12 protein-coding genes are annotated in these 14386 nt (G+C 64.9%); 10 read left to right on the top strand and 2 right to left on the bottom strand.

The features are described 5' to 3' along the window. The first annotated feature begins 152 nt into the window (after positions 1–152). The 8 genes from NCS03_RS00925 to NCS03_RS00890 all read left to right on the top strand — a co-directional run bounded on the left by NCS03_RS00925 (position 153) and on the right by NCS03_RS00890 (position 6530). Positions 153–1190, top strand: a complete 1038-nt coding sequence (locus tag NCS03_RS00925) for an acyl-CoA dehydrogenase family protein (protein WP_250478604.1) — start codon at positions 153–155, stop codon at positions 1188–1190. Beyond that, the gene (locus tag NCS03_RS00920) at positions 1178–1969 is read left to right on the top strand and encodes a PIG-L deacetylase family protein (protein ID WP_034470357.1); all 792 of its coding nucleotides are present in this window, start codon (positions 1178–1180) and stop codon (positions 1967–1969) included. Before NCS03_RS00925 ends, NCS03_RS00920 begins: the two co-directional genes overlap by 13 nt. Beyond that, positions 1966–2577, top strand: coding sequence for a class I SAM-dependent methyltransferase (locus NCS03_RS00915; protein WP_034470354.1), 612 nt, complete (start codon positions 1966–1968; stop codon positions 2575–2577). Before NCS03_RS00920 ends, NCS03_RS00915 begins: the two co-directional genes overlap by 4 nt. Positions 2578–2780: 203 nt before the next feature. Then, the gene (locus NCS03_RS00910; RefSeq protein ID WP_008351968.1) at positions 2781–3800 is read left to right on the top strand and encodes a LacI family DNA-binding transcriptional regulator; all 1020 of its coding nucleotides are present in this window, start codon (positions 2781–2783) and stop codon (positions 3798–3800) included. Then, the gene (locus NCS03_RS00905; protein WP_034470352.1) at positions 3797–5050 is read left to right on the top strand and encodes an AGE family epimerase/isomerase; all 1254 of its coding nucleotides are present in this window, start codon (positions 3797–3799) and stop codon (positions 5048–5050) included. The genes NCS03_RS00910 and NCS03_RS00905 overlap by 4 nt, the downstream gene beginning before the upstream one ends. Positions 5051–5055: 5 nt before the next feature. Further along, entirely contained in the window at positions 5056–5967 is a 912-nt protein-coding gene (locus NCS03_RS00900; RefSeq protein WP_008351973.1) for a carbohydrate kinase family protein, read from the top strand. A 65-nt stretch (positions 5968–6032) separates the two neighbouring features. Next, positions 6033–6254, top strand: a complete 222-nt coding sequence (locus tag NCS03_RS00895) for a hypothetical protein (RefSeq protein WP_008351974.1) — start codon at positions 6033–6035, stop codon at positions 6252–6254. A 30-nt stretch (positions 6255–6284) separates the two neighbouring features. Further along, the gene (locus NCS03_RS00890; RefSeq protein ID WP_008351976.1) at positions 6285–6530 is read left to right on the top strand and encodes a hypothetical protein; all 246 of its coding nucleotides are present in this window, start codon (positions 6285–6287) and stop codon (positions 6528–6530) included. On the opposite strand, the gene NCS03_RS00885 is transcribed toward NCS03_RS00890, so the two are convergent. Continuing rightward, on the bottom strand, positions 6527–7177 hold the full coding sequence (locus NCS03_RS00885; RefSeq protein WP_034470349.1) for a glutathione S-transferase family protein: 651 nt from the start codon (positions 7175–7177) through the stop codon (positions 6527–6529). The genes NCS03_RS00890 and NCS03_RS00885 overlap by 4 nt on opposite strands. Positions 7178–7411: 234 nt before the next feature. Here NCS03_RS00885 and NCS03_RS00880 point away from each other — a divergent pair, with 234 nt between their 5' ends. After that, the gene (locus NCS03_RS00880; RefSeq protein ID WP_250528648.1) at positions 7412–10978 is read left to right on the top strand and encodes an indolepyruvate ferredoxin oxidoreductase family protein; all 3567 of its coding nucleotides are present in this window, start codon (positions 7412–7414) and stop codon (positions 10976–10978) included. Here NCS03_RS00880 and NCS03_RS00875 read toward each other — a convergent pair whose 3' ends face one another. Continuing rightward, positions 10979–12295 (bottom strand): EAL domain-containing protein, encoded by a 1317-nt coding sequence (locus tag NCS03_RS00875; RefSeq protein ID WP_008351986.1) that lies wholly within the window; start codon positions 12293–12295, stop codon positions 10979–10981. A 344-nt stretch (positions 12296–12639) separates the two neighbouring features. Between NCS03_RS00875 and NCS03_RS00870 the strand changes: the two genes are divergently transcribed. After that, entirely contained in the window at positions 12640–14289 is a 1650-nt protein-coding gene (locus tag NCS03_RS00870) for a Na+/H+ antiporter (RefSeq protein ID WP_250433399.1), read from the top strand. The last annotated feature ends 97 nt before the right edge of the window (positions 14290–14386 follow it).

Here is a 14386-nt window from a genome sequence, read left to right as displayed (position 1 = left end):
GCGTTGCCGCGCGTCCGGCACTTTGGCCTACGTCTTTGGGCTGAATGGTGCTCGGGCATGTCCCTTGCCACACTCTTGTTCAAAACCGGGCAAAAGCGGACACGGCGCGCCATGTGGACACAACGCATCAAACTTAAACAGCGGATGGACCGATGAACTGCGTCGAACAGCATGCGACGGCCTCCGCCTTGCGCGACTTTCTCGGCAAGTTGCCGTTTCAACGCGGCAACGCCGAAGAAACAGGCCGCGCGCTTCATGCGCTGATCGGCGCGGGTCTCGATCGCCTTCCCTTGCCGGGCCGGGGAAACACGGCTGAGCGCTGGCGCGCGTTGGGCGCGGTCGCAGCCTTCGACCTCTCTTTGGTCAAGCTCTACGAAGGCCACACGGACGCGCTCGCCATCCTCGCCGAACTGGGCGGCCCGCCACCCGACGACGGCAGCGCGTGGGCCGTGTGGGCAGCCGAACCGCCGAGCGCGCGCTTGTTGGCGCTGGGTGACGCCGGCTCACAGATCGTCGCGCTGGACGGCACGAAGGCATGGTGCTCGGGGGCGGCATCGGTCACGCATGCGCTCGTAACCGCGTGGAACGAGCGCGACGAACCGGTTCTCGCCGCCGTCGATCTGCGGCAGAACGGCGTGAAAGTCACCGGTTCCGGCTGGCAGGCGGTCGGCATGGAGGCGAGCGCGAGCGTCGACGTGCGCTTCGAGCGAGTACCCGCGCAGTTGGTCGGTCCGCCGCGTGGTTATCTCGAGCGCCCTGGTTTCTGGCAGGGCGGCGCGGGCATTGCCGCGTGCTGGTTCGGCGCGGCATCGGGCATTGCAGCGTTCGTCGCGCGCGATACAAAGCATCGCGCGGGGCCGCACAAGCTCGCGCATCTCGGTGCGATCGATACGGCGCTATCCGCGACGGCCGCGTTGCTGCGCGAGACGGCGGCGTTCATCGACCGCGAGCCGCAGGCCGACGCCATGGTGCCGACGATGCGTGCGCGCCTCGCGGCCGAACATGTGGCAACGCTGGTCGTGGAGCGCGCGGGCCGCGCGCTGGGCGCCGGCCCGCTCTGCCGCGACGCGCACTTCGCGCAGTTGATGGCCGATCTGCCGGTTTTCATTCGACAAAGCCACGCCGAGCGTGACGAAGCATCGCTCGCCGAGCACGTCATAGAGGAGGAAAGGATTTCATGGCAAGTGTGACCACGCAAGCGCCTACCGACGAAACGGCCACTGACCGCGCCATACGCGGCGAAGGCACGCCCGAAGCCGCATGGCAGGGATGGGCGCGTCTGAATGCGCTGCCCGAAGTCGATCCGGCGGAACTGGTGCCGCTCGGCAGCCGGGCCGTCGTCGTTGCGCCACACCCCGACGATGAAATCCTCGGCACCGGCGGCCTGCTCGCTCGACTGTCGGAGATCAGCCGGCACATTCTCATCATCGCCGCAACAGACGGCACGGCAAGTCACCCGAAGTCATCCGAATGGCCGCCGGAACGTCTTGCACGCGTACGTCCGCAGGAAACGAGGGCTGCGCTGCAACGGCTGCATCTGCGTCAGGTCCAGGTAGTCCGGCTCGGGCTCCAGGACGGCGATCCTGACCAGATCGAATCGAGTTTGTCAGGATGCCTGTCGGAGTACCTTCAACCGGGCGACATAGTTTTCACGACATGGCGCTATGATGGTCACCCCGACCACGAGGCGGCCGGGCGCGCCGTTCAGTCCGCGGCACAAGCGCTCGATCTGCCTTGTGTGGAGGTGCCGCTCTGGACCTGGCACTGGGCGTCGCCGGACGATACGCGCGTGCCATGGAGCCGTGCTCGCCGCATCGTGCTCGACGGCGCCACGCATGCCCGGAAGCTTCGGGCCGTGCAGGCTTTTCGGAGCCAGCTCGACCCCGACGCCACCACCGGACAAGCGCCAGTGCTGCCCGAGCATGTGCTGGCAAGGCTTACACGGCCTTTCGAAGTCGTACTCATATGAACAACACCAACAACAATACTAAGCAGTACTTCGATACCCTTTATCGAGATAACGACGATCCCTGGAAAATCAGGCATCGATGGTATGAACGGCGCAAACGCGCGCTCCTGCTCGCCTCGCTTCCGCACGAACGCTATGCGCGCGCATTCGAGCCAGGCTGCGGCAACGGCGAACTGACGGCGCTGCTCGCGCCACGCTGCGACGAGCTGATCGCAACCGACATCGCCGAGGACGCCGTCGCGCTCACGCGGCAACGCGTCGCGGAATATCGGAACGTCGATGTCCGGCAGATGCTGCTGCCCGACTGCTGGCCCACCGGCAAGTTCGATCTCGTCGTGATCAGCGAGATCGGCTATTACCTCGACGAGCCGCAGCTATGGCACATCGTCGAGCACATACATCAAAGCTTGTCGCACGACGGCGCGGTCGTCGCGTGTCACTGGCGTCGGCCGATCGAAGGCTGGCTTCAGAACGGCGACGAAGTCCACGCAAAGCTGCGCGGCCGCATGAGTCTGCCGCTGCTAAGCCACTATTGGGACGACGATCTGATCCTCGACGTATGGACGCCCGACAAGCGCTCGGTTCACGACCGCGAAGCCGCGGCGTAATGTTTCCGTATTTTTACTAAACAAACAATTCGCAAGGAATCGCATATATAACAACGGCCTACTGGTTTTCTCCAATCTTCGCATACGGTAGGTTCGAGACTTTTTACTATACAATCGCCTCGAACAAGTGAACCGGCCGAGCGCGCGCAACATCGCGCCTGAGCGGAAAACAGCCGAGAAAAGCGGAGACAGAGAACACCACGATGGCCACCACCATTCGCGATGTCGCGCGCGCGGCAAGCGTCTCGATCGGGACGGTTTCGCGCGCGCTTAAGAATCAACCAGGCTTGTCCGAGGCGACGCGCGTGCGCGTCGTCGAAGTGGCGCAGCAACTCGGCTACGATTCGGCTCAGTTGCGCACGCGCATTCGTCGCGTGACCTTTCTGCTGCATCGGCAGCACAACAATTTCGCCGTCAGCCCTTTCTTTTCCCATGTGCTGAACGGCTTCGAGGAAGCGTGCCGCGAGCGGCGGCTCGTGCCATCCGTGCTCACGGCCGGTCCGACGCACGATCTCGCGCAGCAGATGCGCCTGCACGCGCCGGACGCCATCGCGGTCGCGGGTTTCGTCGAGCCGGAACTGCTCGCGCATCTTCATTCGCTCGCGCGGCCCACCGTGCTGATCGACCTGCGCGCGCCGGGATTCCGCTCCGTCAACATCGACAATGTGACCGGCGCGTCGCTCGCGATGCAGCATCTGTTCGCGCAAGGGCGGCGGCGCATCGCGTTCATCGGCGGATCGCTCGCGCATTACAGCATCGCGCAACGCGCGCTCGGCTATCGGAAAGCATATTTCGATGCCGGCCAGCTTTTCGATCCGACGCTCGAGGTCATGACGCAGCCGGGTCTGACCGCCGATCAGGCCGCCGCCGACGCGATGGAACGCCTCATCGCGGAAGCCCGCGCGCAATCCGGTCCCCTGCCCGACGCCGTTTTCGCCTATAACGATGCAGCGGCCCTCGCCGCGATGCGCGTCTGTCTCGCGCACGGCTTGCGCGTGCCGGACGACATCGCGTTCGTCGGTTTCGACGACATTCCGGCCGCCGCCCAAAGCACGCCGCCGCTCTCGACCGTGACCGTCGACAAGGAAGCGCTCGGGCGCCGCGGTGTCGAATTGCTGTTGGAAGATCAATCGAGCCCGCCGAGCCAGGCCGACACGCTCGTCGCCGTCAATTTCGTTCCTCGCGCGAGCTCGGGCACGAAACAGGACATCAGCACGCCATGAACATGACCGCCTCACCTGCCCTCGCGGAACCGGCGCCAGCAGAACGCGCGATCGATTTCCGCAGCCGCGACTTCCTGCTCTCCCACGTACGCGACACGCTCGCGTTCTACGCGCCGAACGCGCGCGATCCGTCCGGCGGTTTCTTTCATTTCTTCAAGGACGACGGCAGCGTCTATAACCGCACGACGCGCCATCTCGTCAGCAGCACGCGCTTCGTCTTCAACTACGCGATGGCCTTCCGCCACTTCGGCGACGCGCGCTATCGGGACGACGCGCATCACGCGTTCAGATTCCTGCGCGACGCCCACTGGGACGCCGCGAACGAAGGTTACGACTGGGAAATCGAGTGGCACGACGGCCAGAAGCGCACGCTCGACGGCACGCGCCACTGCTACGGCACGGCGTTCGTGCTGCTCGCATGCGCGCACGCGGCGATGGCGGGCATCGACGAAGCCAGGCCGATGATCGACGAAACCTTCGCGCTGATGGAAAAGCGTTTCTGGGACGCCGACGCCGGCCTCTACGCCGACGAAGCCACGCCCGACTGGCGGCTTTCGGACTATCGCGGGCAGAACGCGAACATGCACGCGACCGAGGCGCTGCTCGCGGCTTACGAGGCGACGGGTCACGTCATCTATCTGGATCGCGCGGAAAAGATCGCGGGCAACATCACGCTGCGGCAGGCGAAGCTGTCGCACGGCATGGTGTGGGAGCATTTTCATCGCGACTGGTCGGTCGACTGGCATTACAACGAATCGGACAGTTCGAACATCTTCCGTCCGTGGGGTTTTCAGCCGGGTCATCAGATCGAATGGGCGAAGCTGCTGCTGATTCTGGAGCGGCATCGCGCGCTGCCGTGGCTCTCGGCGCGCGCCGTCGAACTGTTCGACGCCGGCTTCAACCGCGCGTGGGACAGCCGTCACGGCGGCCTCTACTACGGCTTCGGCCCGGACGACACCATCTGCGACCACGACAAGTATTTCTGGGTGCAGGCCGAAGGCTTCGCGGCGGCGGCGCTGCTCGGCGCGCGCACGGGACGCGAGCGTTTCTGGGATTGCTATGACGAACTCTGGCGCTATAGCTGGGAGCACTTCGTCGATCACGAATACGGCGCGTGGTATCGCATTCTGACGTGCGACAACCGCAAGTACGGCGACGAGAAAAGTCCCGCCGGCAAGACCGACTACCACACGATGGGCGCGTGCTACGAAGTGCTGAACGCGCTGGCCCCGACTTCGACTCAACGGTGACAAGCATGGCAAGCGAGCAAACCACTTTTCCGCAATTCGTTTCCGCGGGCGACATCCTCACCGACATGATCCGCACGGACGTGTCGAGCTGGCTTTCGCGTCCGGGCGGCGCGGGCTGGAACGTCGCGCGCGCGGTCGCGCGGCTCGGCCTGCCGACGGCCTGCGCCGGCTCGCTCGGCACGGACAATTTCTCCGACGATCTGTGGGACGCGAGCGTCGCTTCGGGCCTCGACATGCGCTTCATGCAGCGCGTCGAGCGTCCGCCCTTGCTCGCGATCGTCCACAAGACGCAGCCGCCCACGTACTACTTCATGGGCGAGAACGGCGCTGATCTCGCGTTCGATCCGTCGCGGCTGCCGCAAGGCTGGATGGAGCGCGTGAAGTGGGCGCATTTCGGCTGCATCAGCCTCGTGCGTCAGCCGCTCGGCGCGACGCTTGCCGCGCTCGCCCGTCAGTTGCGCGAACACGGCGTGAAGATCAGCTTCGATCCGAACTATCGCAATCTGATGGAGCACGGCTACGAGCCGATCCTGCGCAACATGGCGGGCCTCGCCGATCTGATCAAGGTGTCCGACGAAGATCTGCACATGCTGTTCAAAGGCATGCCCGAAGCCGACGCGCTCGCGAAAATCCGCGCGATGAACCGCCAAGCCACCGTGCTCGTCACGCGCGGCTCGTCGGAAGCCACGCTCTATGCCGGCGACGAGCAGTACAGCGCGCGTCCGCCGAGCGTCGAAGTGGCCGATACGGTCGGCGCGGGCGATGCGTCCATCGGCGGATTGCTCTATAGCTTGATGGCGCGTCACGGCGAATGGCCCGAACATCTGAAGTTCGCGCTCGCGGCGGGCGCGGCGGCGTGCCGTCATTCGGGCGCGCATTCGCCGTCGCTGGATGAGGTCGAGGCGTTGCTGAAATAAGCGTCGCACGCGTTACATATCAGCGTGCTAGCATGGATTCGTCCTTGCCTGGAGGCGAATCCATCATGGAAGACACCACCTACACGAAAGGCATCTACACCGCGACGATCGGCGTGCGCGCCATCGACGGCGGTCAGTACCAGGGCCTCGTCTCGCTCGCACGCGACGACGGCGAAGATACCGAAGCGACGCTCTACGAAGTGGAAGCCGCGTCGGGCAACGAAGAAGAAGCGCTCAACGAAGCGCGCGCGCTCGCGCACCGCATCCTCGGGGAAATCGAGTTGTAGCCACGCTGCATGGCCGCATCGGAGGACAACATGCCGGAGCAGATCTTCCTTTATGGCGTCTACGCCATCCACGTGAGGCCGGTCGAGCTGCAGGGCTCGCGCTGGGACGCGGAGTACGAGATCCGTCATCACGACAAGGCGGTGCAGACGTGGACGACCGTCGGCGGCGACGACGGTCTCGCCGATCGCGCCGAAGCCGTCGAGCTGGCGCATCGGCGCGCGGTGTCGGATATCGAAGCCGGCGCGGGCATTCCCAAGCCGCGCGCGTTTCCCTAACTCTCGCTCGACGAATGCACGACGCCCGCGTGGCTGTTCAGCGCCAGCCGCTCGGCCTCGCGATGATCGATCGCTGACGCGCGCTCGTAGCCCTCGCGCCCGAGCGCGCGTTCGACGTAATCGAAAAGCACGCCCTGCGGCTCGATCAGCTTCGCCCTGAACGCGATCTGCAGCGTGCTCGCCGCGAGAATGTCCGCGGCGGTGAATTGCTCGCCGAGCAGCCACGGCCCCTCTTCCAGCGCGTTTTCGATCGCGTGCTCGACGCGCGCGAGATCGCCCCATCCGAAACTCACCGTGTTGCCTTGCGCGCCGGTCACGCGTTCGGCCATCGCGGGTTCGAGGCACGAACCGGTGAAAAACATCCACTGCAGAAAGCGCCCGCGCGACGGATCGTGCAGCGGCACGCCGAGCGTCGTTTCCGGATAGCGATCCGCCAGATACAGCAGCACCGCGCCCGATTCGGCCACGCGCACGCTGCCGTCTTCCAGCGCGGGCAGCTTCGACATCGGATTGACGCGGCAGAAGTTCGGATCGTTCTGCGCGCCGGCTCGGATGTTCACGAACTCCAGTTGATACGGCACGCGCATTTCTTCGAGCATCCACAGCGCGCGAAAGGCGCGCGTCTTCGGCCAGTAAAAGAGCTTCATCGGCTGCAATCGGGTTGGCTGTCGAGGCATTCAGGTTAGCCCTTTCGCGCGCCGACGCCCGATCCGGGTTTACGCGAAGCACGGACAGATCGAGGAAATTTCTCTCGCGTATCTCGAAAATCAGCCCGATGTTTCTCGGCGCGACGGTATTCGCTGCGAGTAAGCAAAAACATTCCGCTTTTGTCGGCAAAGAATGTCGCATTGCCTCGCATACCTACAAGACACGGAGATCTCATGAACGCGCGCGTCCCCGCCGATGCCTTTTTTCCTCCCGCGCTGTCGGACTATCAACTCGGCGACAACCTCTCCGCCACGAAAGGCCGGATCTTCCTCACCGGCACGCAGGCGCTCGTGCGTCTCGTTTTGATGCAGCGCGAACTCGACCGCGCCGCCGGCCTGAACACCGCTGGCTTCATCAGCGGATACCGCGGCTCGCCGCTCGGCATGGTCGATCAGCAATTGTGGAAAGCGAAGAAACTGCTCGCGTCGCACGATGTGCGCTTCTTGCCCGCGATCAACGAGGAACTCGGCGGCACGGCCGTGCTCGGCACGCAGCGCGTGGAATCGGACGCGGAACGCACCGTCGATGGCGTGTTCGCGATGTGGTACGGCAAAGGCCCGGGCGTCGATCGAGCAGGCGATGCGCTCAAGCACGGCAACGCGTACGGCTCGTCGCCGCACGGCGGCGTGCTCGTCGTCGCGGGCGATGACCACGGCTGCGTGTCGTCGTCGATGCCGCATCAGAGCGATCAGACGATGATCTCCTGGCACATGCCGGTGGTGAATCCGTCGAACGTCGCCGACATGCTGGAGTTCGGCATCTACGGCTGGGCGCTGTCGCGCTTTTCGGGCGCGTGGATCGGCTTCAAGGCGATTTCGGAGACGGTCGAATCCGGCTCGACTGTCGATCTCGATGCGCTCAGGCTCGACTGGCAAGCGCCGCAAGATTTCACGCCGCCGGCGGGCGGCCTGCACAACCGCTGGCCCGATCTGCCGAGCCTCACGATCGAAGCGCGTCTCGCGGCGAAGATCGAGGCCGTGCGCCACTTCGCGCGCACGAACAGCATCGACAAGTGGATCGCGTCGAGCCCGCGTGCGAACGTCGGCATCGTGACGTGCGGCAAGGCGCATCTCGATCTGATGGAAGCGCTGCGCCGCCTCGATCTCACCGTCGACGATCTCGACCGCGCGGGCGTGCGGATCTACAAGGTCGGGCTGTCATATCCGCTCGAAACGACGCGGCTCGAGACCTTCGTCGAAGGTCTGAGCGAAGTGCTCGTCATCGAGGAGAAGGGCCCGGTCATCGAGCAGCAGATCAAGGATCATCTGTATAACCGCGTCGACGGCGCGCGGCCGATCGTCATCGGCAAGAACGCTCGCGACGGCGCGCAACTGCTTTCCGCGCTCGGCGAATTGCGTCCGTCGCGCGTGTTGCCGGTGTTCGCGGACTGGCTCGCGCGTCACAAGCCGGCGCTCGATCGCCGCGACAAAGTGGTCGATCTGGTCGCGCCGCAAATCCTGTCGAATGTCGCCGATGCCGTGAAGCGCACGCCCTATTTCTGCTCGGGCTGCCCGCACAACACCTCGACGAAAGTGCCGGAAGGCTCGGTCGCGCAGGCGGGCATCGGCTGTCACTTCATGGCGTCGTGGATGGAGCGCGACACGACCGGTCTCATCCAGATGGGCGGCGAAGGCGTCGACTGGGCGTCGCACTCGATGTTCACGAAAACGCCGCACGTCTTTCAGAATCTCGGCGACGGCACGTACTTTCATTCCGGCATTCTCGCGATTCGCCAGGCCGTGGCCGCGAAGGCGAACATCACGTACAAGATTCTGTATAACGACGCCGTCGCGATGACGGGCGGCCAGCCCGTCGACGGCAGCATTTCCGTGCCGCAGATCGCGCGTCAGGTCGAAGCCGAAGGCATCGCGCTGCTCGTCGTCGTGAGCGACGAGCCGGAGAAATACATCGGTCACGAAGATCAGTTTCCGCGCGGCACGACGTTTCATCATCGCGGCGAGCTGGACGACGTGCAGCGCCGTCTGCGCGACACGCCGGGCGTCACCGTGCTCATCTACGATCAGACGTGCGCCGCCGAAAAGCGCCGCCGCCGCAAGAAAGGCGAGTTTCCCGATCCGGACAAGCGGCTTTTCATCAACGAAGCCGTCTGCGAAGGCTGCGGCGATTGCGGCGTGCAATCGAATTGCCTGTCGGTCGAGCCTGTGGAAACGGAACTGGGACGCAAGCGCCGCATCGATCAGTCGTCGTGCAACAAGGATTATTCGTGCGTGAACGGCTTCTGCCCGAGCTTTGTCACGGTCGAAGGCGCGAAGCTCAAGAAGGCCGAAGGCCACGCGTTCGATCCCGCCGAACTCGCGCGCCGCGTCGATGCCTTGCCGCTGCCGCAAGGCCAGCTCGATAACGCGCCGTACGACATCCTCGTGACGGGCGTCGGCGGCACGGGCGTCGTGACGGTCGGCGCGCTCATCAGCATGGCAGCGCATCTGGAAGGCAAGAGCGCGTCGGTGCTCGATTTCATGGGCTTCGCGCAGAAAGGCGGCTCGGTGCTGTCGTTCGTGCGCTTCGCCGCGACCGATGCGCTGCTCAATCAGGTACGCATCGACGCGCAACAGGCGGACTTGCTGCTCGCGTGCGACATGGTCGTCGGCGCGAGCCCGGAAGCGCTGCAGACGGTGCGGCACGATCGCACGAAGATCGTCGTGAACACGCACGCGATTCCGAACGCGAGCTTCGTGCAGAACCCCGAAGCGAATCTTCACGCGGATGCGCTGCTCGACAAGATGCGTCACGCCGCCGGCCACGCCGCGCACGACGCGATGCGCAGTTGCGACGCGCAAGCGCTCGCCCAGCGTTTTCTCGGCGACACCATCGGCGCGAACATTCTGATGCTCGGCTTCGCGTGGCAGCTCGGCCTCGTGCCGCTGTCGCTCGCAGCGTTGATGCGCGCGCTCGAACTGAACAACGTCGCGGTCGCGGCGAACAAGCTGGCGTTTTCGATCGGCCGTCTCGCCGCGCACGACATGAAAGCGCTCGAATCGCTGACCGCTTCGACGCAGCCGAAGCGCATCGTCATGGCGGATATGCCGCTCGCGGAACTCATCGGCGATCGCGAAGCGCGCTTGCTCGCGTATGGCGGCAAGAAGTTCGTCGGGCGCTATCGGTCGCTGCTCGCGAAGGCATCGGCGAATGAGGACGTGAAGCGCGCCATCGCGATCTCGTTCTACAAGCTGCTCGCCGTGAAGGACGAATACGAAGTCGCGCGCCTGCACGCGGACCCGGCGTTCCGCGCCGCGCTCGGCGCGCAGTTCGAAGGCACGGCAGGCTCGGATTACGCGGTGAAGTTCAACTTCGCGCCGCCGGTTCTGTCACACGGCGCGCCGAAGAAGAAAGTGTTCGGCCAGTGGATGTGGCCGGTGCTCGGCGGTCTCGCGAAGTTTCGCGCGCTGCGAGGCACCGCGCTCGACGTCTTCGGACGCACGCTCGAACGCCGCATGGAGCGTCAGCTCGCCGACGACTTCGAGATCACCATGACGCGCGCCTTGTCCCGCCTGAACGCCGACAACGCGAAGGACGTGCAAGCCCTCGCCGCGCTGTTCGAGAAAGTGCGCGGCTACGGACACGTCAAGCTCGCGAACGTCGCGATGGTCAAGCGCAGCGAACGCGACATCGCGGCGCGCATCGGCATCGAAGCGGCGACGGGCGACGCGGTGCGCGCCTCCATCGATTCGATGAAGGGCGCGGCATCGCTGAAGGGGATTCCGGTCGTCGTGGCGAAGTAATCAGTCGATATCGTCGGGCAGCCAGTCGATATCGCCGCACAGCACGCAGCGCTTGCCCTGCGCGCGCGTCTCCACGGAGAGCGTGACGCAGGGCATCGCTTCGTTGATCGACAGATACGGCTTCGTCACGTGCACGCGCTCGGGATCGCCGAGGGCCGCGCGGAAGTACGGACGGCGCAGCCAGTTCGCGCCCTGCGCATCGATGAGCGGCAGAAAGCGCGCTTCGTGCGCGGCGCGGTCGGCGCGCAGCACGACGTTGCGGCCGGCCTGCTTGCCGTTCTGATCGAGCAGAAAACAGCGCGCGGCGTTATCGAGCGCGAGGAAATTCCAGCACACTTCTTCGAGCGGCTCCCCCGCCGCGAGCCGCTCGGCCGCGCGCTCGAACGCGCGGATATACGGCTGAAGCCTCGTCGCGACGCGCCGTTCGCGCGCTTCGGTCTGCAGTCGGTAACGCTCGGTCAGCTCGCCGATCACGTTTTGCGCGTGCGCGCTGTCCGCGAGACCCGGATGCGGCCGCGCGAAGAAAAAGCCCTGCACGAAATCCGCGCCGCTCGCGAGCGCGAGTTGCGCCTCGTGCTCGGTCTCGACGCCTTCGATCAGCACGAGCTTGCCCGCCTGATGCAGCAACGACACGATGCCCGACAGCACCGCCTCCATGTTCTGCCGCTGCTTGAGCGAGCGAGCGGACAGCGGCGCGTGAACGTTGTGGCCGGCGTGCGAAAGCATGACGCGATCGAGTTTGACGATGTCCGGATCGAGCTGCCAGATCCGTTCGATGTTCGTATGTCCCGCGCCGAAATCGTCGAGCGCGATGAGAAAGCCGTGGTCGCGGAACTGCTGCACCGCGAGCGCGAGCCGCTCGATATCCTCGGCGCTTTGCTCGAGCACTTCCAGCACGACGCGGCGCGGCTCCAGATTCAGGCGCTTCAGATTCGCGAGCAGCGCGGCGGCGTGATACGGCTCGGTCAGCGCGCCCGGATGCACGTTGAGAAAGAGCCATTCGTCCTTCGCGCCGAGCATCCTGAAGTTTTCCAGATGCAGCGCCTGCGCGAGCCGGTCGATCTGCAACGCCTCGCCGACGCGCGATGCCTGCCCGAACACATCGAGCGGCGACACCGGGCGATCGAGCGCATCGTGCGCGCGCAGCAAGCCCTCGTATCCGACGGCGCGCATGTGCGACAGACTGAACACCGGCTGAAAGACGCTCGATAACGTCAACTCGCCGTGTTCGACCGAATAGCGATCGAAGCCCGATGTCACGCCTAGCTCGAAGCTGCGCGCGGAAACCGTCGTCTTCTCGGGATTTGCGATCATCATGCGGATGCCCTCGCCTGAACGCCGTGGCGAAACGCACTCGGCTGCGTGATGCCCCATACCATTGTCATAAGAACTGCCCTCGGTGATCTCGCCGGGAGTCTCTCTGTCCCGTGGCTTTCGGTAAAGCAAGCTCCATGCGCAGAGCGCGCTGCGCGCAGCCGGTGTTTTGCGTCCCGCGTGCACCGTCAGCAGGCGATTTCAGGTGCACGCGCACCGTCGCGGTGCGAAAGCCGGCGGCGCGTCCGCTGCCCGCATCGCGAGCAAACGCTAAACTTTGCGCTCATCGAAACAATGCTAGACGCCGCGCGCACAGCCGTTCGTGCGTCTGGTGCAGTAGCGCACACATGGAAATCGTTTTTACCGTTCTCATTCTTCTGCTGGCTGTCGCGCTTTCGGGATTCGGACTGAGCCTGCTTCCGATCAAGCTGCCGCTGCCGCTCATCCAGATCGCGATCGGCGCGTGCCTCGCGTGGCCGGGCTTCGCACTGCACGTCACGTTCGATCCTGAACTTTTCATGCTGCTCTTCATTCCGCCGCTGCTGTTCGCGGACGGCTGGCGCATACCGAAGCGCGAGCTGTACATGCAGCGCCGCGCGATCCTGATGCTTGCGCTCGGGCTCGTGTTCATCACCGTCGGCGTGCTCGGCTATTTCCTGCACGCGATGATTCCGTCGATGCCGCTGCCCATCGCGTTCGCGCTCGCCGCCGTGCTTTCGCCGACCGATGCCGTCGCGCTGACGGGCATCGCCGGGCGCAACCGGATTCCCGCGAACCTGATGCACGTTCTCGAAGGCGAGGCGCTGATGAACGATGCGTCGGGCCTCGTCGCGCTCAAGTTCGCGATCGCGGCCGCGCTGACGGGCGTGTTCTCGCTGCGCGACGCGACGGTCAGCTTTTTCATCATCGCGGCGGGCGGGTTGGCGATCGGCGCGGCGATCAGTTGGGCCGTCACCGAGATTCCGTCGCGCCTGCTGAAATTCTCCGACGACGACGATCCCGCCGCGGGCGTCATCCTCACGATCCTGATTCCGTTCGCGTCGTACGTGATGGCCGAGCACGTTGGCTGCTCGGGCATTCTGGCGGCGGTGTCGGCGGGCATGATGATGAACATCCAGAGCTTGCGCGAAGGCATTCCGAGCGCGGTGCGCGTGCGCATGACGAGCACCTGGACGATGATCGAATTCGTCTTCAACGGCATGGTGTTCATCCTGCTCGGGCTGCAGTTTCCGCACATCATCGGGCAGGCGCTGATCGAGGCGCATCACGACGGCAACGCGCAGGTCGGGCTGCTCATCGGCTATGTGTTCGCGACGCTGATCGCGCTTTATGCGTTGCGTTTCGTGTGGGTGTATTCGCTGCGCTGGGTCGCCGCGCGCCGTACGGCGAAGCAGGGCCTCGACAGCGCCGCGCCCGGTTTTCGCACGCTGGCGCTGACGACGATCGGCGGCGTGCGCGGTGCCGTGACGCTGGCGGGCGTGCTGTCGCTGCCCGTGACGCTCGCCGGGCGCGATCTGGCGATTTTCATCGCGTCGGCGGTGATCCTGGCGTCGCTCCTGATCGCCGTCGTCGGCTTGCCGCTGATGCTGCGCGGCATCGAGCGCGAGAAGAATCCGCATGCGGTGGAGGAGCGCATGGCGCGTCGTCGCGCGGCGCAGGCCGCGATTCGCGCGATCGACGATACGCATGATGAGCTCATCGAACAGATGGACGAAGCCGCGTCCGCGCGTTGCGCCGATTCGACCGCGCGCGTGATGAGCATGTATCGCAGACGGCTGGAATCGCTCGGCGATGAAGAAGCGTCGCGCAAGGCCGCGAAGAAGAGCGAAATGGTGGAGACGCGGTTGAAGATGGCGGCGTTGCGGGCCGAGCGAGCGGAATTGCTGAAGCTGCGCTCGTTGCAGCATATCAACGATGAAACGCTCAATAAGCTGATGCGGGAGGTGGATCTTTCGGAGACTGCTATTGTGAATCGGAAGCGGGGGGCGGGGGCGTAGGGGTTTGGGGCTTCTTGTCGCGATCTTGATTTTTATTGGCCTCGTTTCTGTGCGGCGCAAAGCAGGAATTTTTCTATCTTCCTTACATGGGCCATGC

The organism is Caballeronia sp. ATUFL_F1_KS4A, assembly GCF_023630905.1.
In the GTDB taxonomy this organism is placed as follows: Bacteria; Pseudomonadota; Gammaproteobacteria; order Burkholderiales; family Burkholderiaceae; genus Caballeronia; species Caballeronia zhejiangensis.
Note: the sequence above shows the minus strand (reverse complement) of the source record. Positions and strands in the feature narration are given on the sequence as shown.

Coding starts and splice junctions, on each gene's coding strand:
- NCS03_RS00905 (WP_034470352.1), top strand. CDS start 3,797: ATGAACATGACCGCCTCACCTGCCCTCGCGGAACCGGCGCCAGCAGAA.
- NCS03_RS00895 (WP_008351974.1), top strand. CDS start 6,033: ATGGAAGACACCACCTACACGAAAGGCATCTACACCGCGACGATCGGC.
- NCS03_RS00925 (WP_250478604.1), top strand. CDS start 153: ATGAACTGCGTCGAACAGCATGCGACGGCCTCCGCCTTGCGCGACTTT.
- NCS03_RS00915 (WP_034470354.1), top strand. CDS start 1,966: ATGAACAACACCAACAACAATACTAAGCAGTACTTCGATACCCTTTAT.
- NCS03_RS00920 (WP_034470357.1), top strand. CDS start 1,178: ATGGCAAGTGTGACCACGCAAGCGCCTACCGACGAAACGGCCACTGAC.
- NCS03_RS00875 (WP_008351986.1), bottom strand. CDS start 12,295: ATGATGATCGCAAATCCCGAGAAGACGACGGTTTCCGCGCGCAGCTTC.
- NCS03_RS00890 (WP_008351976.1), top strand. CDS start 6,285: ATGCCGGAGCAGATCTTCCTTTATGGCGTCTACGCCATCCACGTGAGG.
- NCS03_RS00910 (WP_008351968.1), top strand. CDS start 2,781: ATGGCCACCACCATTCGCGATGTCGCGCGCGCGGCAAGCGTCTCGATC.
- NCS03_RS00870 (WP_250433399.1), top strand. CDS start 12,640: ATGGAAATCGTTTTTACCGTTCTCATTCTTCTGCTGGCTGTCGCGCTT.
- NCS03_RS00900 (WP_008351973.1), top strand. CDS start 5,056: ATGGCAAGCGAGCAAACCACTTTTCCGCAATTCGTTTCCGCGGGCGAC.
- NCS03_RS00885 (WP_034470349.1), bottom strand. CDS start 7,177: ATGAAGCTCTTTTACTGGCCGAAGACGCGCGCCTTTCGCGCGCTGTGG.
- NCS03_RS00880 (WP_250528648.1), top strand. CDS start 7,412: ATGAACGCGCGCGTCCCCGCCGATGCCTTTTTTCCTCCCGCGCTGTCG.